Source organism: Roseateles sp. GW821-FHT09H10, from assembly GCF_059415865.1.
In genome coordinates this window covers 253,980-278,271 of the sequence record NZ_JBWKOB010000003.1, presented here as the reverse complement: position 1 = coordinate 278,271, position 24,292 = coordinate 253,980, and the positions used below count along the sequence as shown (strand labels likewise).

Annotated in this window: 18 protein-coding genes; 8 read left to right on the top strand and 10 right to left on the bottom strand. The window is 68.5% G+C overall.

What is annotated here, in order from left to right; translation table 11 throughout:
• Window positions 1–45 precede the first annotated feature (45 nt).
• The 4 genes from urtA to AC07OY_RS16830 all read right to left on the bottom strand — a co-directional run bounded on the left by urtA (window position 46) and on the right by AC07OY_RS16830 (window position 3,882).
• Window positions 46–1,299, bottom strand: coding sequence for an urea ABC transporter substrate-binding protein (urtA, locus tag AC07OY_RS16845; RefSeq protein WP_495043761.1), 1,254 nt, complete (start codon window positions 1,297–1,299; stop codon window positions 46–48).
• Between the two features lie 216 nt (window positions 1,300–1,515).
• Window positions 1,516–2,262, bottom strand: a complete 747-nt coding sequence (locus tag AC07OY_RS16840; protein ID WP_495043760.1) for a LytR/AlgR family response regulator transcription factor — start codon at window positions 2,260–2,262, stop codon at window positions 1,516–1,518.
• On the bottom strand, window positions 2,259–3,281 hold the full coding sequence (locus AC07OY_RS16835) for a sensor histidine kinase (protein WP_495043759.1): 1,023 nt from the start codon (window positions 3,279–3,281) through the stop codon (window positions 2,259–2,261). The genes AC07OY_RS16840 and AC07OY_RS16835 overlap by 4 nt, the downstream gene beginning before the upstream one ends.
• A 13-nt stretch (window positions 3,282–3,294) precedes the next feature.
• Complete coding sequence (locus tag AC07OY_RS16830) at window positions 3,295–3,882, bottom strand: hypothetical protein (protein ID WP_495043758.1); 588 nt, start codon at window positions 3,880–3,882, stop codon at window positions 3,295–3,297.
• 132 nt (window positions 3,883–4,014) lie between these two features.
• On the opposite strand from AC07OY_RS16830, the gene AC07OY_RS16825 reads away from it, so the two are divergent.
• The 8 genes from AC07OY_RS16825 to AC07OY_RS16790 all read left to right on the top strand — a co-directional run bounded on the left by AC07OY_RS16825 (window position 4,015) and on the right by AC07OY_RS16790 (window position 15,744).
• A complete protein-coding gene (locus AC07OY_RS16825) occupies window positions 4,015–4,716 on the top strand; it encodes an ABC transporter ATP-binding protein (RefSeq protein WP_495043757.1) in 702 nt (233 codons plus the stop codon).
• Window positions 4,709–7,051: an ABC transporter permease gene (locus AC07OY_RS16820; protein ID WP_495043756.1), complete on the top strand. Its 2,343-nt coding sequence runs from the start codon at window positions 4,709–4,711 to the stop codon at window positions 7,049–7,051. The genes AC07OY_RS16825 and AC07OY_RS16820 overlap by 8 nt, the downstream gene beginning before the upstream one ends.
• Window positions 7,052–7,194: 143 nt before the next feature.
• Window positions 7,195–8,493, top strand: a complete 1,299-nt coding sequence (locus tag AC07OY_RS16815) for an ABC transporter substrate-binding protein (protein WP_495043755.1) — start codon at window positions 7,195–7,197, stop codon at window positions 8,491–8,493.
• Window positions 8,490–9,209: a response regulator gene (locus tag AC07OY_RS16810; RefSeq protein WP_495043754.1), complete on the top strand. Its 720-nt coding sequence runs from the start codon at window positions 8,490–8,492 to the stop codon at window positions 9,207–9,209. The genes AC07OY_RS16815 and AC07OY_RS16810 overlap by 4 nt, the downstream gene beginning before the upstream one ends.
• Before the next feature lie 28 nt (window positions 9,210–9,237).
• The gene (locus AC07OY_RS16805; RefSeq protein ID WP_495043753.1) at window positions 9,238–10,707 is read left to right on the top strand and encodes an ATP-binding protein; all 1,470 of its coding nucleotides are present in this window, start codon (window positions 9,238–9,240) and stop codon (window positions 10,705–10,707) included.
• Window positions 10,704–12,176 carry a tryptophan halogenase family protein gene (locus AC07OY_RS16800; protein ID WP_495043752.1) on the top strand — a complete coding sequence of 491 codons (1,473 nt, stop codon included), beginning with the start codon at window positions 10,704–10,706 and terminating at the stop codon, window positions 12,174–12,176. The genes AC07OY_RS16805 and AC07OY_RS16800 overlap by 4 nt, the downstream gene beginning before the upstream one ends.
• A gap of 82 nt (window positions 12,177–12,258) precedes the next feature.
• Window positions 12,259–14,433 carry a carboxy terminal-processing peptidase gene (locus AC07OY_RS16795; RefSeq protein ID WP_495043751.1) on the top strand — a complete coding sequence of 725 codons (2,175 nt, stop codon included), beginning with the start codon at window positions 12,259–12,261 and terminating at the stop codon, window positions 14,431–14,433.
• Window positions 14,434–14,442: 9 nt separating this feature from the next.
• A complete protein-coding gene (locus AC07OY_RS16790; protein ID WP_495043750.1) occupies window positions 14,443–15,744 on the top strand; it encodes an FAD-dependent oxidoreductase in 1,302 nt (433 codons plus the stop codon).
• 41 nt (window positions 15,745–15,785) lie between these two features.
• On the opposite strand, the gene AC07OY_RS16785 is transcribed toward AC07OY_RS16790, so the two are convergent.
• The 6 genes from AC07OY_RS16785 to AC07OY_RS16760 all read right to left on the bottom strand — a co-directional run bounded on the left by AC07OY_RS16785 (window position 15,786) and on the right by AC07OY_RS16760 (window position 24,290).
• Window positions 15,786–17,105, bottom strand: coding sequence for a sugar MFS transporter (locus tag AC07OY_RS16785; RefSeq protein ID WP_495043749.1), 1,320 nt, complete (start codon window positions 17,103–17,105; stop codon window positions 15,786–15,788).
• Window positions 17,106–17,182: 77 nt separating this feature from the next.
• Window positions 17,183–19,768, bottom strand: coding sequence for a TonB-dependent receptor (locus AC07OY_RS16780; RefSeq protein ID WP_495043748.1), 2,586 nt, complete (start codon window positions 19,766–19,768; stop codon window positions 17,183–17,185).
• Between the two features lie 222 nt (window positions 19,769–19,990).
• Window positions 19,991–21,241, bottom strand: coding sequence for a fumarylacetoacetase (gene fahA / locus AC07OY_RS16775; protein WP_495043747.1), 1,251 nt, complete (start codon window positions 21,239–21,241; stop codon window positions 19,991–19,993).
• A complete protein-coding gene (hmgA, locus tag AC07OY_RS16770; RefSeq protein ID WP_495043746.1) occupies window positions 21,225–22,508 on the bottom strand; it encodes a homogentisate 1,2-dioxygenase in 1,284 nt (427 codons plus the stop codon). The genes fahA and hmgA overlap by 17 nt, the downstream gene beginning before the upstream one ends.
• The gene (locus AC07OY_RS16765; protein ID WP_495043745.1) at window positions 22,501–22,713 is read right to left on the bottom strand and encodes a DUF2783 domain-containing protein; all 213 of its coding nucleotides are present in this window, start codon (window positions 22,711–22,713) and stop codon (window positions 22,501–22,503) included. The genes hmgA and AC07OY_RS16765 overlap by 8 nt, the downstream gene beginning before the upstream one ends.
• A complete protein-coding gene (locus AC07OY_RS16760; protein WP_495043744.1) occupies window positions 22,710–24,290 on the bottom strand; it encodes an FAD-dependent oxidoreductase in 1,581 nt (526 codons plus the stop codon). Before AC07OY_RS16760 ends, AC07OY_RS16765 begins: the two co-directional genes overlap by 4 nt.
• Between the last annotated feature and the right edge of the window lie 2 nt (window positions 24,291–24,292).

The window sequence follows — 24,292 nt, the reverse complement described above, 5'->3', positions numbered from 1 at the left end:
GGCTGCACGCCATCCGGCCGCAGCTGTCGCTGCGGCGCGGCCGGCTTATTTCGTGGGCTCGTCCTTCTTGCCCTTGTTCTCGGGGATGAAGGGGCTCCACGGCTGGGCCTTGACCGGGCCGGGCGTCTTCCACACCACGTTGAACTGGCCGTCCGCCTTCACTTCGCCGATGAAGACCGACTTGTGCAGATGGTGGTTCTTCTCGTCCATCTTGGATGTGATGCCCGACGGCGCCGTGTAGGTCTGGCCGGCCATGGCGGCGATGACCTTGTCGGTGTCGGTGCTCTTGGCCTTGGTGACGGCCTGGGCCCACATGTTGATGCCGATGTAGGTGGCTTCCATCGGGTCGTTGGTCAGCGGCTTGTCCTTGTGGCCGGCAATGCCCTTGGCCTTGGCGTAGTCGCTCCACTTCTTGATGAAGCCGTCGTTGGCCGGGGCCTTGATGGACATGAAGTAGTTCCAGGCGGCCAGGTGGCCCTGCAGCGGCTTGGTGTCCACGCCGCGCAGCTCTTCCTCACCCACCGAGAAGGCCACCACCGGCACGTCGGTCGCCTTCAGGCCCTGGTTGCCCAGTTCCTTGTAGAAGGGCACGTTGGAGTCGCCGTTGATGGTGGACACCACGGCCGTCTTCTTGCCCTCGGCGGCGAACTTCTTGATCTTGGCGATGATGCTTTGATAGTCCGCGTGGCCGAAGGGGGTGTAGTCCTCCATGATGTCGGCGTCGGGGATGCCCTTGCTCTTCAGGAAGGCGCGCAGGATCTTGTTGGTGGTGCGGGGGTAGACGTAGTCGGTGCCCAGCAGCACGAAGCGCTTGGCGCCGCCGCCGTCCTTGCTCATCAGGTATTCGACGGCGGGGATGGCCTGCTGGTTGGGCGCGGCACCCGTGTAGAACACGTTCTTGCTCAGCTCCTCCCCCTCGTACTGCACCGGGTAGAAGAGCAGCGAGTTGGTCTGCTCGAAGACCGGCAGCACCGACTTGCGGCTGACCGACGTCCAGCAGCCGAACACGACGGCAACCTTGTCCTGCGAGATGAGCTGCTTGGCCTTCTCGGCGAACAGCGGCCAGTTGGAGGCCGGGTCGACCACCACCGGCTCCAGCTTCTTGCCGAGCAGGCCGCCCTTGGCATTGATCTCGTCGATGGCCATCAGCACCGTGTCCTTGAGCACGGTCTCCGAGATGGCCATGGTGCCCGACAGCGAATGCAGCACGCCGACCTTGATGGTGTCGGCGGCAAAGGCGGCGGGGGTAGCGAACAGGCTGGCGGCTGCGGCCAGCGCAAGGGCAGAACGGCGAAGCATCGTGAATCCTCCGGGTTGGAATGAGGGGGTCGAGGTAGCCGGAGGGCATGAGCGCAAGCCTCGTGCCAGCTTCGTGCACTTCGTCACACCCGCAAGGGCAGCGGCAGTCGCACGGTTACGGCCCATGACAGCCCTGTCGTGGTGCGAGGTGCACCGATGGCGCACTGCAGCATCGAGCAGCCGCACGAAAACGGGCCGCTTGCGCCCCGCTTTGATTCAGCCTGCCAGGCCCCGCAAGACCTGGGAGCGGCTGCGGCTGACCAACAGCGCCCGACCGTCCTTCAGCTCGGCGCTGAGCTGGCCATTGGCCAGGCGCCGGAAGCGCGCCACCGCCTCCAGGTTGACGATGCAGCCGCGGTGGATGCGCACCCAGCGCTCGGCGTCCAGTCTCTCCTCCAGCCGCGCCAGGGCCAGGTGCAACAGGTGCTCGGCGCCGGCTGCGTGCACGGCCACGTAGTCGCCCACTGCCTCGAAGTGGCTGACTTCGCTGACGGCCACCGGCACGATGGCCGCGCCGCTGCGCAGGAAGAGGCGCGTCAGCGGCCCACGGCCCAGCAGCTCGGCCAGGCGCTCCAGCGCCGGCGGGACGGGCTCGCCCAGGGCCGCGCGCACGCGCTCCAGCGTCGTGTTCAGGCGCTCGGCGCCGAAGGGCTTGAGCAGATAGTCCAGGGCCCCCAGCTCGAAGGCCGTGATCGCATGCTCGGCATGGGCCGTCGTGAAGATGACCAGGGGCGGCGTGCCGGACCCGGCCAGGCGGCGCAGCACCTCGGTGCCCAGCAGCCCGGGCATCTGGATGTCCAGGAAGACCAGCTCGGGCTTGAGCCGCTGGATTTCGGCCAGGGCCGCCGGGCCATCGGCCGCCTCGCCCACGCAATGCAGCCAGGGCAGGCCGCGCAGCAGATGGCGCAGGCCGGCGCGGGCGACGGGTTCGTCGTCGGCGATCAGGGCGGTGACGGCACTCATTCGTCTTCGGGAGATTGCAAGGGCAGGCGCAGTTCGGCGCGCAAGCCGCGACCGGGTGTCGTCCGCACGTTCAGTGACGCCCCGCTGCCGTAGAGCCAGCCCAGGCGCTCACGCAGCCGACGCAGGCCGGTGCCGCCGGTTTCCAGCGCCGCGGGCTCGGCGCCGATGCCGTCATCCTCGACGGTGACCAGCATCTGCTGAGCGTCGGCCTGAGCCCTGATCCGGATCGTTGTCACCTCCACCCGCGGCGCGGCGCCGTGGCGCACCGCGTTCTCCACCAGTGTCTGCAAGGCAAAGCTCGGCATCGACATCTCCAGCGCGTCCGGCCCGAACTCGGCGTCGACGCGCAGCCGCTCGCCAAAGCGGATGCCTTCGATGTCCAGGTAGAGCTGCACGACCTGCCATTCCTCGCGCAGCGTGACCTGCTCGCGCGGGTTGTCGAAGCTGGCCCTCAGCAGGGCCGCGAGCTGCTCGGCTGCGCGGGTGGCGCGTTCGGGGTCCAGCGGGATCAGCTGCACCACCGTGTGCAGGGCGTTGAACAGGAAGTGGGGATGCAGTTGGGCCCGCAGCGCCGCGAGCTGGCTGCGCGCTTGCAGGGCCTCCAGTTCGGCGTTGCGGGCGGCGGCGCGCTGGGCGTAGGCAACCCCGGCGATCATCACGTAGAACCAGACGCCGGTGACCAGATAGGCCGACAGGCCCGGCCCGAGCACGAGAACGATGCGGTGCACCAGCAGGCTCTCGACCAGGCTGTTGGCCGCCACCCAGGCCATGGCGTAGATCGCGGCACCCAGCGCATGCTTGGCGATGAAGCTGAGCCGCATCGGATGCGGCCAGGGCAAGCGGGCCGTGACCCGGTGCACGGCGAGGCCAAGCACCGCCGCCGTCGCCATCAGCCGCAGCGAGTAGTGCAGCGCCTCGTGGATGCCTGCGCCATGCACCGTCATCATCAGCACCGCGAACAGCGCGGCCACCGGCAGCCAGCCGATCGCCCATTGCACCCAGATCCAGCCTCGTCTCATCGCTCGCAGTCGCCTACCGATTTGCCTTGCGCGCCACGCGCTTGGCGATGACCGTCAGCGTCCCTTCTTCCCAGGTCGACCCATTGTCATCGGAGCGGTCCTGGCGCATCTTGAAACGGTCGGCGCTGATTTCCATGAAGCGGGTGCGTGTCAGCATGGGCTTGCCCTCGCGGCTCTGGCCGCTGCCCTCCAGGCGCATCTCGCCGTCCTGCCACTGGCCGCTGCTGCTGCCAAAGCGCGCGCGGTAGACATCCAGGCCGCTCACCAGCCAGCGCCTGGTCTTGCTGTCGAAGATGCGCTGGCTGTGGCTCAGCGATATCGGATTGCCAGAAGCATCCAGGATGCGCAGCTCGTCGTCCAGGCCATGGCCGTCGAAGGCCTTCCAGGCCTTCCAGCTGCCGACCAGCTTGGGCGCGCCGTGGATCATGGCCGCCAGTCCGCTGACCTTGGGACTGACCTCCAGCTCCCACTGGCCGACGAGGAAATCGAACTGCGCGGCTTCGGCCGGCGCGGCGGTCGCACCCGTGGCAGCGGCGCCGCCATGCTGGGCGTGCGCCATGCCAGAAAAGGCAAGGGCGAGGGACAGGACAAGGGCTTTCATGACGTCTCCAGGTGAGGAATGGCGCCAGCATCGCCACGCGGGCGCCCGCTGGCGAGGCCCGAATCGCCGAGTGGCAGAACCATGCCGTCGAACGGCGCGCCAGCGGCCCCTGCGCTTCCTACATTGGCCGCCATGGACTCACCCACCCCTCTCATCCGCCTGCGCGGCGTCGGCAAGAGCTACCCCGCAGCGGGCGGCGATTTCCATGCGCTGACGGACCTCGACCTCGACATCCATGGCGGCGAATTCGTCGCCGTCGTCGGGCCTTCCGGCAGCGGCAAGTCGACGCTGCTCAACCTGCTGGCCGGCATCGACCGCGCCGGCAGCGGTGAGCTCAGCGTCGCCGGCCAGGACCTGCGCGCCCTGCCCGAGCGCGCCCTGTCGCGCTGGCGCGGCCAGGCCGTTGGCGTGGTCTTCCAGTTCTTCCAGCTGCTGCCCACGCTGACGGCGCTGGAGAACGTCATGCTGCCCATGGACTTCTGTGACCGCTGGCCCGCCGGCGAGCGTCCCGCACGCGCCAAGGCATTGCTGGAAAGACTGGGCGTGGCCGACCAGGCCGACAAGTTTCCTTCGGCGCTGTCGGGCGGCCAGCAACAGCGCGTGGCCCTGGCGCGGGCGCTGGCCAATGCGCCGGCGCTGGTGCTGGCGGATGAGCCCACCGGCAATCTCGACTCGGCCAATGCCGAGGCCTTGCTGACGCTGCTGGCCGAGCTGGCGCGCGAGCAGGGCGTCACCATCGTCATGGTCACGCACGAGGCCGCGGCCCTGGGCCAGGTGCAGCGCAGCCTGCGCCTGCGCGATGGCCGCCTCATCGAGGACCGCCGCCATGGCTGACCGTCGCCACCTGAAGAGCTGGCGCGACCTCTGGCAGCACCGCGCACGCAGCCTCCTCGTCGTGCTGGCCGTGGCCCTGGGGCTGACGGCCTCGGGCACCATCCTGAACGCCTGGGCCCTCGTCGAGCGTGCTACCGACCTCGGCTACCGCGCAAGCCTGCCGGTTTCTGCGACGTTGGTGCTGGACAGAGCCGATGAGCACGCGCTGGCGATCGCGGGCGCCCAACCCGACATCGCGGCCGCGAGGCTGCGGCGTGGCGTGATGGCCACCGTGCAGGCCAATGGCCGCTCGCGCAATGCCCTGGTCATCGCGCTCGACGACTTCCAGCGCGCCGACATCGGGCGGCTCCAGTTCGACAGCTCATTTTTGAAGCACGGCCTGTGGATGGAACGCTCATCGCTGGACTTCTCCGGCGCCAGCGTCGGTGAACCCGTCTCCGTCAAGCTGGCGGGTGCGCAGACCCAGTCTGTCGACATCCGCGGCCTGGTGCGCGACGTCAGCCAGGCCCCGGGCTGGATGGAAAACCTCGTCTACCTCTACGGCAGCGAGGCCGCCCTGACCGGCCTGGGCGGGCCACCCGGCTTCAACGAACTGCAGGTCCGCGTGCGCGACGAGCGCCCGACTCGCGCCGAGGTGCGCCGCAGCGTCGAGGTCCTCAAGGACAAGCTCAGCGCCGCCGGCTACGCCGTCAAAAGCGTCGACGTGCCCGAGCCCGGCCAGCACATCCACGCCGCCCAGATGGACTCGCTGCTGATGACCCAGGGGGCCTTCGGCGTGCTGGCCCTGCTGGCCTGCGGCTTCCTGGTCATCAACCTCGTCAGCGCCATGCTGGCCAGCCAGACGCGCGAGATCGCCGTCATGAAGGTGCTGGGCGGCTCGCCGCGCCAGATAGCCACCATGGTGCTGGCACAGGCGGGCGCTCTCGGCCTGCTGGCCTCCCTCATCGCCGTGCCGGCGGCCTTGTGGCTGGGCCGCATCTATGGCGGCCTGAAGGCGGAGCTGCTGAACTTCTCCCTCGACGGCATCGCCATGCCGGCATGGGCCGTTGCGCTGCAGCTTGCCGTCGGTCTGGCGCTGCCGCTCGCTGCCGCCACCCTGCCTGTGCGGGCCGCCCTGCGCCGCCCCGTGGGCGAAGCCCTGCGCGACATCGGCATCACCCGCGAAGGCCAGGCCCTGAGCCTGCAACGCGGCGCCCTGGCCGCCCGCCTCGTGCCGCTGCTGGGCGGCTGGGCGCGGCCGTTGCTGCTGTCCGTGGGCAATGCCTTTCGTCGCCGCCAGCGCATGCTGTTGACCGTGCTGGCCCTGGCCACGGGCGGCGCCGTCTATCTCGGCGCCGCCAATCTGCGCAGCGCCGTGCGCGGCTCGGTGGACGATCTCTTCAGCGCCCAGCGCTACCAGGTGCAGCTCCGCGTCGCAGCGGCCACGCCCGCCTCCAGGCTGGAAGCGCTGGCAGCTGAAGTGCCGGGGATCGCCGAGGCCGAGGCCTGGCGCGGCCTGCGCACCCAGCTCGGCAGCGAGCCGCTGACGCTGCTGGGCGTCTCCGGCCGCCTGCTGTCACCGCGCGTGATCGAAGGCCGCTGGTGGGGTGGCGACGGCGAACTCGTCATCAGCCGCCTGCTGCAGCGCCAGCTGCCGGCGCTCTCTGTCGGCAGCCACCACCGCATCGCCGAGCGCGACTGGACGGTCGTGGGCTTGGTGGAAAGCGGCCCCCAGGCCGTCGCCTACACCTCACGCGACACGCTGGATGCGCTCGCCGGCAACGACCTCGCCACCAGCCTGGTGCTGAGGCTGCATCGCCCCGGCTCTCCCGTGGCCCTGCTGGACGCCGTGCAGCAGCTGCGCGAGGCCTTCACCGAGGCAGGCCTCAGCATCACGGCGAGCCAATCCCAGGCCGAGAACCGCCGCGTCGTCGAGGACCATCTGCTGATGGTGGTGGACTTTCTCGGCGCCATGGGCCTCGTGATGATCGCCGTTGGCGCCATGGGCCTGGCCTCGACCATGGGACTCGCGGTGCTGGAGCGCCGCCGCGAGATCGGCGTGCTGCGGGCGATCGGCGCGCGTGATGGCGCCATCCTCGCCATGATCCAGGCCGAAGGGCTGACGCTGGTGGCACTCGCCTGGCTGGTATCGCTGCCATTGGCCCTGCCCCTCAGCGCCGTGCTCGAAGCGGCCTTCGGTCGGATCATGTTCAGCGTGCCGTGGCGGCTGGTGCCGAGCGCCTCGACGGCCTTGGGTTGGCTGGGGTTGATGGCCTTGATTTCGCTGCTTGCCTGCGCGCTGCCCGCGCGCCGCGCGCTGCGCATTCCGGCCGCTCAGGCATTGGCCTACAACTGAGAGTCACGGTAAGCCCCAATCGCAATTTGCAACGCTGAACCAGACAATCTCCGCCTCGCGGCAGGTGGCGGTTGTCCTTGAGTCACACAACATTACAGAAGTCGTACACAACGCAAGGTTGGCGCCGACTGGCGGCCCGCAAGATGCGTCGCATGTTGGCGTCGGCGGTGTTGCCCTGGAGTTGCGCGGCCATGGCGGCAGGGCCGGCTTCGACTGCACCCGCGCCTGAAGGCAGCGGTGAGCTGAACGTGCTGCACTGGTGGACGTCCGCCAGCGAGCGCGCCGCCGCCAACCATGTCGCCGCGCGCATGGCCGAGAACGGCCTCAAGTGGGTGGACGGCGCCGTGGCCGGTGGCGGCGGTGGCCCGGCCATCAAGGTGTTGAACGAACGCATCCTGCGCCGCATGGCGCCCAAGGTCGCCCAGCTCAATGGCGCCTCCATGACCGAGTGGGCGGACATGGGCCTGCTGCTGGAACTCGACGGCGTGGCCGCCAGGCGCAACTGGTCCAAGGTCATGTTCCCCCAGGTCATGGCCCAGGTGACGGTGCGCGGCCACATCGTCGCGGCGCCGCTGGGCATCCAGCGCATCAACAACCTCTATCTGAACAAGGCGCTGTTCAAGCGCATGGCCATCGAGCCTCCCAACGACTGGGACGGGCTGGAGCGCGCGGCCGTCAAGATGCGCGCGGCCGGCATCACGCCGGTGGCCTTCAGCGACGAGCCCTGGCAGGTCGCGACCGTCTTCGAAGCCCTGCTGCTCAGCGAAGCCGGCCCGGTCCTGTACCGGCGCATGCTGGAGCAGCGCGACCTCAGCGCCTTCGACGACCCGGCGCTCGAGCGGGCGCTGAAGCGCCTGCGCAACTGGCGCAATCTCGCCCTGCCCGCCAGCGGCGCCGCGCCCGGCGAGCGGCCCTGGACCGACGTCGTCGCCGACTTCGCCAACGAGCGCGCCGCCATGCTCATCATGGGCGACTGGGCCCGTGGCGAGCTGGGCGCCATGGGCCTGGAGGGCGAGCGCGACTTCACCTGCAAAGCCGTGCCCGGCACGGCCCAGGCCCATCTCTACAGCATCGACACCCTGGCCATGCTGGCCGGCAACGGCGGCAGCCAGGCCGACCAGGAAAAGATGGCCGAGCTGCTCGGCAGCGCCACGACCCAGCTGGGCTACAACCGCATCAAGGGCTCCATCCCCGTGCGGCGCGACGTGCCGGTGGACGAGCTGGACCCCTGCGCCCAACAGTCCTTCCATCTCTTCGCCAACCCCGGCACGCCACGCGTGCCCAGCCTCGTGCACCGCATGGCCTTTGGCGAGGTCGGCAAGAACGCCATCATCGAAACCGTCCACCGCTTCGCGCTGGACCCGAGCCAGACGCCCGCCGCCGCCCAGCGCAAGCTGCAGGGCCTGCTGCGCGCCCTCGCTCCCAAGAAAGCTGCCCCATGACCCCGCGCAAGATCCTGATCGTCGACGACGACCAGAAAATCCGCAGCCTGCTCAAGACCTATCTCGAGAAGAACCAGTACGAGGTGCTGCTGGCCCACGATGGCGCCAGCTTCATGGCCGAGTTCGAGCGCCACCGCGACGAGATCAGCCTGTGCATCCTCGACGTGATGCTGCCCGACACCGAGGGCTTCACGCTCTGCCAGTCGGTGCGCCGCCGCTCCGAGGTGCCCGTCATCATGCTGACGGCCAGCGCCGACGAGACCGACCGCATCGTCGGCCTGGAGCTGGGCGCCGACGACTACCTCGGCAAGCCCTTCAACCCGCGCGAGCTGCTGGCGCGCATCAAGGCCATCACGCGCCGCACCGGCCAGGAGAAAGCCAAGGAGCCGCGCTACTACGCCTTCAATGGCTTCACACTGGACCTGCTGGAGCGCAGCCTCATCGACCCCGACGGCACGGCCACGGCGCTGTCGGGCATGGACTTCCAGCTGCTCAAGCTGCTGGTGGAGCACCCCGGCGAGGTGCTGGACCGCAGCCGCCTGGCCGAGGTGACCCGCGGCCGCGACCTCGGGCCGCTGGACCGGTCTCTCGACGTGCAGGTCAGCCGCCTGCGCCAGCGCCTGCAGGACGATGGCAAGCAGCCGGCGCTGATCAAGACGGTGCGTGGTTCGGGCTACGTCTTCTCGACCACCGTCACAGCGCGGCATGCTCTCTGAGGTCGAGGACGCTGGCCCACCCGCGCCCTTGCGCCGTTGGCCACAGCGCGCCAGCAGCTTTCTCTTCGACAGCCTGCAGGGCCGCTTCGTGCTGGCCATGCTGGGCGGCCTGGCCCTGGTGCAGCTCGTCGTCAACCTGCTTTGGTACAGCCAGATCGAGCAGCGCGTGCGCCGCCAGACCGAGCTGGCCGCCCACCACGTCGCCAGCGGCGCCATGGGTGCGGTGCGCGCCCTGCGCGAGCTGCCGGCCGCCTACCGGCCGCTCCTCATCGAGCAGCTGCGCACCATGGGCGGCACGCGCTTCCTGGTCTTCTTCAACAACGCCGCCGTCACGGTCGCGCCGCTGCCCGACCAGCCCATGGCGCGCATGCTGGAGCAGCAGGTCACGCAGGAGCTGAGCGCCCAGTTGCCCAAGGGAACGCCAATCCGCGTGGTGCTGGCCTCGCCCATCGCCCTGGCCGTGTCCCCCGGCGGCGCGCTGCTCAGCGACCTGCCGGAGAGCTGGGTCGAGCCCTCGCTGATCGCCGCCGAGCGGCCGGCGCCCTTCCTCGTCATCCAGGCCGAAACCGAACCCGGGCAGTGGCTCTACCTGAGCAGCACCCTGCCCGACCCGTACTTCCTGGAGCAGCTGGAGTTCTTCACCTGGCAGCGCCTGACGCCACAACTGCTGGCACTCGGCCTGGCCGTGCTGCTGACGCTGATCGGCGTGCGCGCCATCACGCGGCCGCTGGCGGGCCTGAGCCAGGCCGCGGCGCGCGTGGGCCGGCGCGTGGCGCCCAAGCCGCTGCGGGTCAGCGGCACGCAGGAGGTGAGGCAGGCGATCGAGGCTTTCAACGACATGCAGGAGCGCATCCGCCGCTACATCGGCGACCGGGAACGCCTGTTTGCGTCTATTTCTCATGACTTGAGAACACCGATCACACGGCTGCGGCTGCGCAGCGAGCTGCTGGACGACACCGCCGTGCAGGATGAATTCCATGAGGACCTGGACGAGCTGGACATGATGGTGAAGACGGCCCTGCAGATCGTCAAGGACACCGACATCCACGAGAACCGCGCGCCGCTGCGCATCGACCTCGTACTGCAGAAGATGGTGCGCGACGCGCGCATGGGCGGCCACAAGATCGAGCTGCAGAGCGAGGCCCTGACCGTCTTCGGCAAGCCCCTGGCCCTGAAACGCGCCATCGGCAACCTGCTGGACAACGCGATGTTCTATGGCGAGGGCGAAAAGCCGGTGCAGGTGAGCATGGGCAGCGATGAAACCGGCCAGGTGCTGGTGGCCGTGCGAGACCACGGCCCAGGCGTTCCCGAGGGCGCACTCGCCAAGCTCGGCCAGCCCTACACGCGCCTGGACCATGGCGCCGCCATGCGCAAGGAGGGGCTCGGCCTGGGCTTGTCCATCGTGCGCGAGATCGTTGCCGACCACGGCGGCTCCGTCCAATTCCGCAACCATCCCGATGGTGGCTTTGAAGTTCGCCTGGCCCTGCCTGCAGCATGAATCCTCCGAAACACATCGCCATCGTCGGTGGCGGCACCGCCGGCTGGATGGCGGCCAATCTGCTGCGCCACCACTGGGCGAAGTTCGGCGTCGAGGTCACACTGATCGAATCGGCCGATATCGCCACCATCGGCGTCGGCGAGGGCTCGACGCCCTTCATGCGCCACTTCTTCCGCACGCTCGGCATTGCCGAGCGCGACTGGATGCCAGCCTGCGATGCGACCTACAAGGCCGGCATCCGCTTCCCGGGCTGGAGCGAGGTGGCGGGCTATGAGAGCTATGTCCATCCCTTCTTCAACGAGGCGGACCGCGAGCTGGGCAACCAGTTCTTCACCAATGCCTGCCTGCGCCGGCGCGGCCAGGCGGCAGACGCCAACCCGCAGGACTTCTTCCTCGCCGCCGAGCTGGCGCGGCAGCGCCGGGCGCCGCATGGGCCGGGCATGGACTACGCCTATCACTTCGACGCCGGCCGGCTCGGTGCCTTCCTGCGCACGCATGCCATCGGCCTGGGCGTGCGCCATGTCGTCGATACCGTGGCGCGTGTCGAGCAGCAGGAGAACGGCGACGTCGCCGCCGTGCATCTGAAAAGCGGGGCGCGTATCGCTGCCGACCTCTTTGTCGATTGCAGCGGCTTCAAGGGCCTGCTCATCACCGAAACCCTCGGCGAGCCTTTCCACCCCTATCGCGACAACCTCTTCAACGACCGCGCCATCGCCATGCCCACGCCGCTGGCCGACGGCGAGGACATCCCGTCCGAGACCGTCTCCACGGCCCTGAGCCATGGCTGGGCCTGGCGCATCCCGCTGACGACGCGCTACGGCAACGGCTATGTCTACAGCTCCGACTTCACCAGCGACGACGAGGCGGAGCGCGAATTGCGCGAGCACCTTGGCCCTGCGGCCGACGGCGCCGAGGCCCGGCGCCTGCGCATGCGCGTGGGCCGCGTCAAGCAGCATTGGCGGCAGAACTGCGTCGCGGTGGGGCTTTCGCAGGGCTTCATCGAGCCGCTGGAGGCCACGGCCCTGATGCTGATCCAGCTCAGCGTCGAGCAGTTCATCACCGCGCTCGAAGGCGACGGCTTCGGCCGCGGCCGGCAGGGGGCCTACAACGACAGCGTCAACGCCATGTTCGAGGGCGTGCGCGACTATGTCGTCGCCCACTACCAGCTCAACACGCGCCGCGACTCCGACTACTGGCGGGCCAACCGCGCCAATCGCCAGATCTCGGAGCGTCTGGTCAGCCTGCTCGACGTCTGGGACCGCGGCGGCGATTTCGAGGCCGAGCTGGAGCGCCATGGCGCCGGATTGATGTATCTGCGCCCGTCCTGGTATTGCCTGTTTGCCGGCATGGGCCGCTTTCCGGCCGAGCTGCGCGCGGCGCCCCAGGCTGTGAATGCCGCCCAGGCCAGGCAGCGCCTGAACGAGATGACGCGCGCCTTCGGCTCACACCGCGTTCACCTGACAGGTTGATTCACAGTCGGCCAGCAGCCCTCCCGCCTGGCATGGCACCATCCACACCTGCCCATGTTCATGGGCCGTTCAACCGTGTGGAGTGAGATTGGGACACAAGCTGATTGGGTTCGTGCTGGCCGTGGCGGCCGCACTGCAGGTTGCCAAGGCGGACACCGAGCTTGCCTACCCGCCGCTGCTGAAGCCGACGGTGCAGGAGGCCAAGGCGGCTCGCCTGGCGGCGGACCTGCTGTCGCGCTACCACTACAAGGCGATGCCGCTGGACGACGCCTTGTCGGGCAAGGTGTTCGACCAGTACCTGAAGTCCCTCGATCCGGAGAAGCTGTACTTCCTGCAGTCCGACATCGACCGCCTGGCTGGGGACCGCACGCGGCTTGACGATGCGATCCTGACCGAGGATCTGCACGCGCCGTTCGCGATCTTCCACCTGTACGAACGCCGGGCGCTCGAGCGCATGGCGTTTGCCCGCAGCCTGCTGGCCAAGGGCTTCGACTTCGAGCGCAACGAGACGCTGATGATCGACCGCAAGGACCAGCCTTGGCCCGCAACCGAAGCCGAGTCGCTCGACCTCTGGCGCAAGCGCGTCAAGAACGACTGGCTGCGGCTCAAGCTCGCGGGCCAGGATGACGCGGCCATCAGGAAGGTGCTAGACAAGCGCTACGACAGCACCGCCAAGCGCATCGGCAAGATCTCGAGCGCCGATGCCTTCCAGGCCTTCATGAATGCCTACACGATGGCGATCGAGCCCCATACCAACTACCTGGGGCCACGCGACGCCGAGAACTTCAACATCGCGATGCGCCTGTCACTGGTAGGCATCGGCGCCGTCCTGACGGAGATCGACGGCTACATCACCATCCGGGAGCTGGTGGCGGGCGGGCCTGCGATGGTGTCGGGGCAACTCAAGGTGGGCGACCGCATCGTCGGTGTCGGCCAAGGGGCGGCGGGCCCGACGGACGATGTGGTCGGCTGGCGCCTGGACGACACGGTGGCCTTGATTCGCGGCGCGATGGCTTCGACGGTGCGGCTGGACATCCTGCCGGCCGACAGCGGGCCCGACGCCGCCGTCAAGACCGTGGCTCTGGTCCGCAACACCATCAAGATGCAGGACAGCGCCGCCAAGGCCAAGGTCTATTCGGTGACGACGGGCGAAGGCAAGCGCCTGGTCGGCGTCATCACCCTGCCCTCCTTCTACGAGGACATCGCCGCGCTGCAAAAGGGCGACAAGGACTACCGCAGCGCGGCGCGCGACGTGGCCAGGCTGCTGCAGGATCTGAAGGCCCAGAAAGTGGAGGCCGTGCTGATGGACCTGCGCAGCAACGGCGGCGGCTCGCTGCGCGAAGCGGTGCAGTTGACGGGTCTGTTCATTGGCAAGGTGCCGGTGGTTCAGACCCGCGATGCCAAGGGCGACATCAGCGTGGCAGCCAACACCGATACCGGCCTGGCCTGGAACGGCCCGCTGGGCGTGCTGATCAACAGAGGGTCGGCTTCGGCATCCGAAATCTTCGCGGCGGCGGTTCAGGACTACGGTCGCGGCCTGGTCATCGGCGAGCCCAGCTTCGGCAAGGGCACGGTCCAGACCGTGGCCAGCCTCGACCGCATCGCCAAGAACGCCACGCCGGTGTTTGGCGACCTGAAGCTGACCGTCGCGCAGTTCTTCCGCGTGAACGGCGGCACGACGCAACTGCGGGGCGTGACACCGGACATTCGCGCTCCGTCCACCGGCGACAGCACCCAGTTCGGCGAGTCGAGCTATGGCAACGCCCTGCCCTGGACCCGCATCAAGGCGGTCGACTACGCCCCGGTGGGCGATATCACGGCACAGCTGCCACGCCTGCTGGCGTGGCATGACGGCCGTGTCCGGCGCGACCCTGACTACCAGGGCCTGCTGGAGGACCTTGCAAAGGCGCAGGACGTGCGCAAGAGCAATGTCATCTCCCTCAACGAAGGGGTCAGACGCAAGGAGCGCGCCGCTTCGGAGAAGCGTCTGGCCGCCATGCTGGAAGGTGACGAAACCGGCGCGGAAAACGGATTGGCCGACGACGGCTTGCAGTTCAACGAACGCAAGCTCGGCAAGGATCTCGCCGCCAAGAAGACCCGGGAGGCCGTCAAGGATGTCATCCTGAACGAGGCCGTCAACATCCTGTCCGACAGCGCGGCGTTGAAGCAAGGCAAGTCCCAGCTGACTGCGAGCGCTTCGGCTGTCCGCCCCGTGGTGGTCAAGGACCTGCTGACCCAGGGTTCATCGGAGCAATAGGCTGCGGACATGAAGATCGCAGTCATTGGCGGCGGCATCGCCGGCCTGGTCGCCGCCTGGCAGCTGTCGCGGCGCCACGCGGTGACGCTGTTCGAACGCCACGCGGTGCCGGGCTTCGTCGCCAGCTCGGTGACGCTGGATGCCATCGCCCCAGGCCTGCGGGTCGACGTGCCGCTGCGCGTCCTCTACCCCGGCTACTACCCGACGCTGACCCGTGTCTATGCGGAGCTCGGCATCGCCACCGACCCGGTGGACTACGCCACCACCTTCAGCGGCGGCGACGACCGCGCCTATTTCCGCTGGCGCAACGCCCGCCTGGGTGATTGGTCGTGGCCCTTTGTGCTGCCGCATGACGTGGCCAGCGCACGCGGCTTGCGCATCGTGCGGGGCGCGCTGCGCTTCCAGGCCCGGGCACGCGCGGCGCAGGCCGCGGGTGGTCTGGGCAGCGCCAGCATCGGCGAGTTCGTCGCCGCGGAGCGCATCGCGCCTGAGTTCGTGGACGGCCTGCTGCTGCCGGCCATCGCCACCATCGCCACCTGCAACACGGCCGATGCGCGCGCCTACCCCGCCGCCGTCGTCGCCGGCTATGCCACCGCCGGCCTGTCGCGCCAGAGCGTGCGCCGCGCGCGCGAAGGTGCGGACGCGGTGGCCGCGAAGCTGCTCGCCGGCATCACGCATGTGCAATGCAATGCCGGCGTGGAGGCGGTAAGGCGCCCGAGTGGGGCCGGGCAGGTGCTGGTGCAACACGCCGGCGGCGAAGAGGCCTTCGACCATGTCGTCTTCGCCACGCAAGCCAACCAGGCCCTCGCCTTGCTGGCCGACGCCGCGCCCGACGAGGCCGCCGCGCTCGCCGCCTTCCGCTACCGCGCGCTGGAGGTGCTGATGCACAGCGACCCCGCCCTGATGCCCACGCGCCGCGCCGACTGGTCGCCGGTGAACGCCCGGGTCTGCGACGAACACGCGCAACCCGAAAGCACGATCTGGATCAACCGCGTTCAGCCGGGGCTGCGCCACGCCGCGCCACTGTTCCAGACCGTGATGCCGCAGCGCGCACCGCGAGACGACAGCGTCCTCGGCCACGCCCGCTTCGAACGCCCGCTGGTGGGTGCCGGCAGCGCCGCGGCGCTGGCGGCGCTGCTGCGGCTGCATGAGCAAGCCGGACGTCGCGTTTGGTGGTGCGGCTCTTACGCCGAAGCCGGCGTGCCGCTGCTGGAAAGCGCGGTGCGGTCGGCGCTTGGAGTGGCGGCGAGGTTGGAGTCCTGCAGCACTTCAGCGGCGACCGGCGGCCGGCTGACGGCAAGCCTTGCATAGCCAGGCGCCGGGGCGAGGAAGGTCTTGGCTGGCCGAGGCCATCACCAGCGCCTGAGCCGGCTCCCAAACAAGGCATACGACAGGATCAGCCCGTACCACGGCAGCATCACCCAGTAGCCGCGCTGCGGCGTCCACACATCGGCGAAGTGGCCGTAGAGCATGGGAATCAGCGCGCCACCCGCAATGCCCATGATGAGCAGGGCCGAGCCGGCCGCCGTGTACTTGCCCAGGCCTTCCAGCGCCAGCGGCCACAGCGACGGCCAGACCAGCGCGTTGGCCAGGCCCAGCAGGGCCACGCACAGCACCGTATCGGGCACGACCGGCACGCCGGCCCAGCCGAACAGCAGCTGCGCCCCACCGGTGCTCGTGGGCGACGCCGTGGCCACGCCGATGGTGAAGATGAGGCCAGCGGCCCCCGACAGCATCAGCGCCGTGCGCTGCGACATGAAGCGCGGGATCAGGGCCACGCCCAGCAGATAGCCCAGCACCATGAAGCCCATGGTGTAGGACGTCAGCACGCCGTAGTGGGCCACGCCGAGCTGCTGGCCGTAGAGGCCGATCGTGTCGCCGGCGATGACCTCCACGCCCACATAGCCGAACAGCGCGATGGCGCCGAGCACGACCTGCGGGTGCTGGAACACGCCCCAGCGCTTGATCTCGCCGGTGGGCGCGTCGGACGACTCCAGCTCGGGCTCTCGCAGGGACGAGAAATGGATCAGCGCCGTGAAGGCCAGCAGGCCCGCGGCCATCACGGCATACGGGAACACCAGACGCTGCGCCAGTTCGGCCCGCAGCGCCTCGCGGGCGGCGGCATCCACGGCGGCCAGCGCCGGTTCGGAGAAGCGCTCCATGCCCGACAGGATCAGCGCCGAGAACACCAGCGGCACGACGATGCCGGCGCCCTTGTTGAACAGGCCCATGATGCTGATGCGCATGGCCGCACTCTCGCGCGGGCCGATGCAGACGATGTAGGGGTTGATGGCCGTCTGCATCAGCGTCATGCCGCTGGCCAGCGTGAAGAGCGCCAGCAGGAAGACCGGATACAGGCCCGACTTGGCCGCCGGAATGAAGCACAGCGCGCCGATGGCCATGACGCCCAGGCCGGCCGTCATGCCGTTCTTGTAGCCGATGCGCGCCAGGATGGCCGCCGACGGCAAGGCCATGACCGTGTAGGCGATGTAGAAGGCGAAGGCCACCCACAGCGCCTGGAAGTTGCTCAGCTCGCAGACGATCTTCAGGAAGGGAATCAGCGAGCCGTTGAGCCAGGTCGCGAAGCCGAGGATGAAGAACATCAGCCCGATGAAGAGCATGGGCAGCAGCACGCCCTGGCCTGCCGTGGGGGTGAGGGTTTTGGTATGCATGGAGGGCGAGCGTCAGACAGAGGCTGGCAGCGGTGCGTGTTTACACCGCCGCCAGAAGCCGCAACAGAGGTCGAACCTTAGAACTTGGCTCGGATGCCGACGCTGTAGCGGGCGCCGTTTTCATAGACGCCGACTGGGATGCCGTCCACCGTGTTGGACTTGATGACCTCGTTGTTGATGTTGACGGCGCTGGCGTACAGCGCGATCTGCTTCGTCACATCCCAGCTGGCCGAGGCGTCCCACTGGCCGTAGGCGGCGTTGACGACCTGGCCGCCCATCTCCACATTGCCATAGCTCTTGGAGCGGTAGTTGTAGGAGACGCGCAGGCTGATGGGCCCCTGCTCGTAGTAGCCGCTGAAGTTGAACTGGTCACGCGAGTTGCCCAGCACCTTCAGGCGCGGCTGGCCGGCCACGGCGCCGGCCTTGGCGTCGGTGAAGGTGTAGTTCACGACGGTGCCGAAGCCGCTGTTGCCGAAGGGCTGCTGCCACTGCAGCTCGAAGCCCTTGATGTCGGCGCCGTTGTCGGCGTTGTAGGGGCGCTCGATGGTCAGCGTCTCGTTGCCCACCTGCTCGGACTTGGAGGCCTTGTAGGTGAAGGTGTCGAGCTTCTTGATGAAGAAGGTGCCCGAGATCAGGGCCGCATCGGCGTAATACCACTCGGCGCCGATCTCGGCCTGGTTGGCATGCACGGGCTTGAGCATCGGGTTGCCGGCATAGCCCTTGGACAGCACGGTGCCGTCGCGGCGCATGCCGGGGCTGAGCAGGTCGAAGGTCTGGCGGGCCATGGCGCGCGACACGGCGCCGCGCAGGATGAGCTGCTTGCTGAGGTCGTAGACGACATTCAGGCTGGGCAGGGCATCGGTGTAGTTGTTGCCGACGCTGGTGGGCGAGAAGCCGCCGCTGGCGTTGCCCAGGTAGCCGTCCGAGGTCTGCTGGGTGCGCACGAAGCGCAGGCCGAAGTCGCCGCGCAGCTGGCCCACCGCGTAGTCGGCCTTGGCGTAGAGGGCCGTGATGCGCTCCTGGACCTTGTAGTTCTCGTTGAGCACGTCCTTGTAGGTCATGGCCTTGTCGAACATCGGGATGCCCTTGCTCGCGACGAGGCCGTCGTCGTACCAGGCGTACTGCGTCAGCGCGTCGGGCGTGGCGGCTTCCTGGCTCAGCAGCGGCGAGGGGCCGGTGGACAGGTCAGACAGGCTGAAGGACTGCCAGCCGTTGCTGCCCGGGCCGGCCGTGCCCTGGATGCGCGAGTTCTTCAGCGTGTTGTCGCGCAGCTTGAGGCCGAATTTCACCGCCTTGATGGGGCCGCTGTCGAGATCGAAGGTGACATCGCCCTGGGCGTAGTTTTCCTTGGCCTCCATGCGGCGGATGCGGTCGTCGCCGGCCTTCAGCGTCAGCGCCTTGGGGTCCAGCGGGCTGATGTCGAGGTACTTCACGCCGTACTTGTCCGGGCCGAGCGAGATCGTCGTGCGCGTATCGCCTTCCATCCAGAAATGGCGGTCGTGCGAGCTGCCGCCCGAGCTGTTGGTCGTGCCGACCTGGCCATGGAGCTGCCAGTTGCCGCCCTGATAGCTGCCGTCCAGATCCGCCACGCGGCACTTGATATAGCTCTCGCGGTAGATGGGCTCGAAGGACACGCCGTTCTTGGGGCCGAAGGTGCCGCCGACCAGGGCCTTGCTGCCGTCACTGACCGTGATGAACTTCGGATCGACGGCGCTGATGACGCCGCCCACCGCCAGGCCACCGGCCTGCCAGAGGTAGTTCTGGTTGTTGTTGTTCATCTTCATGTCCGAATCCATCAGATTCAGCACGAGATCGGTCGAAGGGTTGGGTTGGAACTGCAGGGCCAGGTTGGTGGTGGTGCGCTCGCGCTCCTGGCGGAAGATGGCCGAGCCGCCGCCCCAGGAGGCGTAGGCGTTGGTGACCACGCCGTTCTGGTCCTTGACGTCGTACTTGCCGTCGGAGAACTGCTCCAGGCCGTCGCGGCGCATGTGGCGCTTCTGGCTGCTGATGGCCAGCAGCACGCCGAAGGTCTTGTCGTCGCTCTTCCAGTTCAACAGGCCCGAGACCTGCGGGTCGGTCTTGCCGGGCAGCTTGCTGTACAGGGCCTCGGCCGAGGCCTGCAGCGTCAGCTGGTCCTTGAAGGCCAGCGGCTTGCGGGTCTTGACGATGACGAGGCCGCCGATGCTGCCTTCGTCCAGGTCGGCCGAGGGGCTCTTGAAGACGTCCAGGCTGCCAACGATCTCGGAGGGCAGCACGTCGTAGTTGAAGCTGCGCGTCTGCGGCTCGTTCAGCCACCACTCCGACGACGCCACGGCCTGGCCGTTGAGCTGCGTCATGTTGAGGTTCTTGTCCGTGCCGCGCACGAAGATGGCCTTGCCCTCGCCCCAGATGCGGTCCACCGAGATGCCGGGCACGCGCTGCAGGGAGTCGGCCACGTTCTTGTCGGGGAACTTGCCCACGTCCTCGGCGCTGATGCTGTCGACGATCTGCTGCGACTCGCGCTTCTCGGCGAGGTTCTTCTTCAGCGTCGCCCGCACGCCGCGGATCTCGACGGTTTCGAGTTGGTTCGTGTCCTGCGCGAAGGCCGGCGCGAGGGCGGCGCCTCCCAGCGCGAGGCCGATGAGATGGGGCAAAAGGTTCTGCTTGAAGTGAGGCTTGGCCACGTAGGTGCTCCTGGGCAACGAGTTCTGTTGGACAACAAGGAGCCGTCCCCGCGGCGGGTGTGCCAACGGGTGGGGCTCAACTCAGAAGGCCAGAGCTGCGTTGTCTCTTGTCGTCAGACCCTGGCCAGTGCCCGCAATCTAGCGGCGGCGCTCCCGCGCGGCTCAGCTCGTTGCGCTTTGTTGGACTTCATTGCGCCGACGTTACGTTGGCGCAAGACAGACTCAGGTGGCAGGCGTGATTTGGCCGTCGCAGGGGCCAAAACCGATGCGGCGATACCCGGGTTTCTCCGCAAAGGCACGCAGGCCGAGCTGGTCGCCGTCCAACACGAATGTGCGCTGTTCGCCGTTCGGCAAGGTGATGGGCTGCTTGCCGCCCAGCGTCAGCTCCAGCAGCGAACCGGCCTCCTCCTGCGCCGGGCCGCTGATGGTGCCCGTGCCCAGCAGGTCGCCGGGCTGCAGATTGCAGCCGTTGCTGGCGTGGTGGGTCAGCATCTGGGCCAGCGACCAATAGGCGTGGCGCAGGTTGGAGCGCGACAGGCGCGTGGGTTCAGCCATGGAAGGCGTCTTGAACCAGACCTCCAGCTCGATGTCGTAGCTGGCGTTGGCGCGGTGGGCCGGCGAGTCCAGATAGGGCAGCGGCTGCGGGTCGCCCTCGGGCCGCGTGAAGGGAATGCGGAAGGGCTCCAGCGCTTCCATCGTGACGATCCACGGCGAGATGGTCGTGCCGAAGTTCTTGGCCAGGAAGGGGCCGAGGGGCTGGTACTCCCAGGGCTGGATGTCGCGGGCCGACCAGTCGTTGAGCAGCGTCAGGCCAAAGGCGTGTTCATCCGCTTCGTCGATGCTGAAGGGCTCGCCCAATGCGTTGCCTGGGCCGACGAAGAGGCCCAGCTCCAGCTCGCAGTCGACGCGGGCGCTGGGCTTGAAGACCGGCACGTCGGCATCCGGCGGCTTGACCTGGCCCTTGGGGCGGCGCAGCGCCGTGCCGCTGACGACGATGGACGAGGATCGGCCGTGATAGCCGATGGGCACCCACTGGTAGTTGGGCAGCAGCGGGTTGTCCGGGCGGAATAGCTTGCCGATGGCGCGGGCGTGGTGGATGCCGGTGTAGAAATCGGTGTAGTCGCCGATGCGGCAGGGCAGCGTGTACTCGGCCTGGGCCTGCGGCACCAGCTCGACCTCGGGGGCGCCGGCCTTCAAGGTGTCGAAGAGGCGATGGCGCAGCGCGCGGCGTTCGCTGCTGGGGCGGGCCATCAGCGCGTTCAGGTCGGTGATGCCCCAGCCGGTCAGGTCCAGGATCTGGTCGCCGATGCCGACGCCGACGCGCCAGGGCTCCAGCGAGCCGGCGCGGCGGAAGGCGCAGAAGGGCAGGTTCTGCAGAGGGAAGTCAGTGGCGGGATCGTTGGCCGAAGCGACCCAGGAAAGGGCGGCGGCGTCGTGCGTATGGTCGAGTTTGGGATCAAGCATGGAAGTCATCTTTCAGATCGCGCCAGCAGTCGGCATAGGTCTTCTCGAGCGGCGCCTCGTTGAGCGCCCAGCGGGTCGGCTTCAGGGGCCAGCGGGTCTCGAACATGAAGGCCAGTGTCTGGTCCAGCTTGTGCGGCTTCAAGTCGGCGTTGCTGGCCTTGTCGAAGGCCTCGGTGTCGGGGCCGTGCGGCACATAGCTGTTGTGCAGGCTGGCGCCGCCCGGCTTGAATCCTTCGGGCTTGGCGTCGTACTGGCCCAGCACCAGGCCCATGAACTCGCTCATCACGTTGCGGTGGTACCAGGGCGGGCGGAAGGTGTCCTCGGCCACCATCCAGCGCGGCGGGAAGATGACGAAGTCGACATTGGCCCAGCCGGGCGTGTCGCTGGGGCTGGTCAGCACCGTGAAGATGCTGGGGTCCGGGTGGTCGAAGCTGACGGTGTTGATCGTCATGAAGCGGGCCGTGTCCCAGCGATAGGGCACGAGGTTGCCGTGCCAGGCGACGACGTTGAAGGGCGTGTGGCCTTGACGGGCACGCCAGAGACGACCGCCGTAGCGTTTCACGATCTCGTACTCGCCGTCTTCGGTTTCATGCCAGGCCACCGGCGCCTCGAAGTCGCGTGCGTTGGCCAGGCCGTTGCTGCCGATGGGGCCGAGCTCAGGCAGGCGCATGGCGGCGCCGAAGTTCTCGCAGACATAGCCGCGGGCCGGCACGTCCAGCGGGTCGACCTTGAAGGCCATGCCGCGCGGCAGCAGCGCGATGGAGCCGGGGGCCACGACGAGGCGGCCGAGCTCCGTCGTCACGAGCAGGCGGCCTTGTTGCGGCACGAGCAGCATCTCGGCATCGGCATTCACGAGGGCGCGGCGACCCATGGCGCGCGTCGCCACATAGGCCAGGGCGCCCATGCCCGCGATGCCCACCTCGCCATTGACGGCATAGCTGCGCAGGCCGTCGACGAAGTCGCCGTCGCCCTGCAGCGGTGTCGGTCCCCAGCGCAGCGGATCGGGCGGCGCACTCTCGCCCTCGGCCGCGCCGCTTTTCCACAGCGCATGCGGCAGCGGCTCGTAGCCCGCGACGACCACCGACGGCTGGCGGCGGTACATCCAGGTGCGCTGGTTGTCAGCGCGCGGCGCGGTGAAGGCGCTGCCGGACAGCAGCTCGGCATAGAGGCCGTGCGGCGCCTTCTGAGGGCTGTTGCGGCCGATGGGCAGGGCGCCGGGCACAGCTTCGCTGCTGTGCTGGTTGCCGAAACCGGTCAGATAGGTCAGTTCAGTCATGGCGTTCGTGGTGATCGTGATGAGCAAGAGCGAAGGCTTGTCTCAGCACTTCGCGATCGCCGATGTGGTTGCACAGGATCAGGGCCAGGCGCGCCAGCCAGTCGGCAGCCTGCTCATCGCTCAAGCCGGCCTGGGCGGCGATGAGTTCGGCATAGAAGGCATCGGCTTCGCGCCCGAAATTTGGGGTCAGAGTCAATTTGTTCATTGCGGCTTCCCATGGGCGCGAACCAGCGCCGCACGCACGGCTTCGGCGTCGAAGCGATGCCAGCGCGCGGCGACGACGGCATCGGGGCGGACCAGCACGACGCTGCCGGGCCGGGCGCCATAGCGCGTGGCGGCCATGCCCTCGCCGGCCAGCGTGACGACGGGCAGGCCCTCGGCTTCGACGGGCCAGCCAAAGGCCAGCAGCACAAAGCCCTTGCCGAAGTGCTCGATGAGCCAGCCGCCCTCGTCCAGTGGCGCGTCCGGCGCCGGGCAGCCGGGCGCGGGACCACCCGCCCACGCTTCGGCGTCAGACGTGCTCAGCGGCGAATCGACATGCTCGGTGGGCGTGGACAGCCGCCCGCTGTTGACCAGCGGCTTGGCGAAGTCGGTGCGCGCGGCCAAGTCCAGCGCGGCCTTGCGCAGGCGCAGGCTCAAGGCGCTCTTGGGGCTGATGAAGTCGGTCGCCCGCGTTGAATGGCCGATGTTGTCGTCAGCCGCTTCGATGCGCTCGAATTCATATGCGTCCAGCAGCGCATCGCTGCCCTCCCCTTTGACGACGGCGGCCAGCTTCCAGCCGAGGTTGTCGGCGTCCTGCACGCCGCTGTTGGCGCCGCGCGCGCCGAAGGGCGAGACCTGATGGGCGGCATCGCCGGCCAGCAGCACGCGGCCCACGCGGAAGCGCTCGGCGCGCCGGCAGCAGAACTGGTAGATGGACGACCAGGCCAGCTTGAATCCCTCGGTGCCCAGCATGGCCGCCACGCGCGCCTGGATGCGCTCGGGGTCCCGCTCGGCTTCGACATGGGCGTCGCGGCCGAGCTGGAAGTCGATGCGCCACAAGCCGTCGGCCTGGGCATGCAGAAGCACCGATTGACCACGATGGAAGGGCGGGTCGAACCAGAACCAGCGCTCGGGCTTGGCCGGGTCGAGGCCGCGCGGCCGCACGCCCGCGTCGAGGCGCACATCGGCGATCAGGAAGCGATCCTCGAAAACCTGGCCCTGGAAGCTCAGGCCCAGCAGGGTTCGCGTGGGGCTTCGCGCGCCATCGCAGCCGACGACCCAATCGGCCCTCATGTCGAACAGGCCATCCGGCGTGCGCACGTTCAGCGTGACGCCATCGTCGTCCTGCTCCAGGCCGATCAACTCATGCCTGCCGCGCAGCTCGATACGCGGCTCGAGTTGCACCGCACGCACCAGGCGCGCTTCCACCTGGTCCTGCTGCAGATTGACCATCGCCGGCATCTTGTGATGCGCCTCGGGCAGCAGGTCAAAGGCATAGGCCTCACGCTCGCCGTGGAAGACACGGCCACGCTGCCAGCGCACGCCCTCGCGCGCAATGGCCTCGCCGATGCCCAGCCGGTCGAACACCTCCAGCGTCTTCTTGGCCCAGCAGACGGCACGCGAGCCCTCGCCGATGCGGTCGCTGTCGTCGATGACGACGACGGGCACGTCGCGCCTGGCCAGCTCCAGCGCCAGCGTCAAGCCCACCGGGCCGGCGCCGACGATGACGACAGGCCGGCGCTCAGGCTGACCGGAGCGCTGCTCCAGCGTCTGGTGATAGGGGTAGCGCGGCAGGTCCACGG

Coding starts and splice junctions, on each gene's coding strand:
- urtA (WP_495043761.1), bottom strand. CDS start 1,299: ATGCTTCGCCGTTCTGCCCTTGCGCTGGCCGCAGCCGCCAGCCTGTTC.
- AC07OY_RS16840 (WP_495043760.1), bottom strand. CDS start 2,262: ATGAGTGCCGTCACCGCCCTGATCGCCGACGACGAACCCGTCGCCCGC.
- AC07OY_RS16835 (WP_495043759.1), bottom strand. CDS start 3,281: ATGAGACGAGGCTGGATCTGGGTGCAATGGGCGATCGGCTGGCTGCCG.
- AC07OY_RS16830 (WP_495043758.1), bottom strand. CDS start 3,882: ATGAAAGCCCTTGTCCTGTCCCTCGCCCTTGCCTTTTCTGGCATGGCG.
- AC07OY_RS16825 (WP_495043757.1), top strand. CDS start 4,015: ATGGACTCACCCACCCCTCTCATCCGCCTGCGCGGCGTCGGCAAGAGC.
- AC07OY_RS16820 (WP_495043756.1), top strand. CDS start 4,709: ATGGCTGACCGTCGCCACCTGAAGAGCTGGCGCGACCTCTGGCAGCAC.
- AC07OY_RS16815 (WP_495043755.1), top strand. CDS start 7,195: ATGCGTCGCATGTTGGCGTCGGCGGTGTTGCCCTGGAGTTGCGCGGCC.
- AC07OY_RS16810 (WP_495043754.1), top strand. CDS start 8,490: ATGACCCCGCGCAAGATCCTGATCGTCGACGACGACCAGAAAATCCGC.
- AC07OY_RS16800 (WP_495043752.1), top strand. CDS start 10,704: ATGAATCCTCCGAAACACATCGCCATCGTCGGTGGCGGCACCGCCGGC.
- AC07OY_RS16790 (WP_495043750.1), top strand. CDS start 14,443: ATGAAGATCGCAGTCATTGGCGGCGGCATCGCCGGCCTGGTCGCCGCC.
- AC07OY_RS16785 (WP_495043749.1), bottom strand. CDS start 17,105: ATGCATACCAAAACCCTCACCCCCACGGCAGGCCAGGGCGTGCTGCTG.
- fahA (WP_495043747.1), bottom strand. CDS start 21,241: ATGACTTCCATGCTTGATCCCAAACTCGACCATACGCACGACGCCGCC.
- hmgA (WP_495043746.1), bottom strand. CDS start 22,508: ATGACTGAACTGACCTATCTGACCGGTTTCGGCAACCAGCACAGCAGC.
- AC07OY_RS16765 (WP_495043745.1), bottom strand. CDS start 22,713: ATGAACAAATTGACTCTGACCCCAAATTTCGGGCGCGAAGCCGATGCC.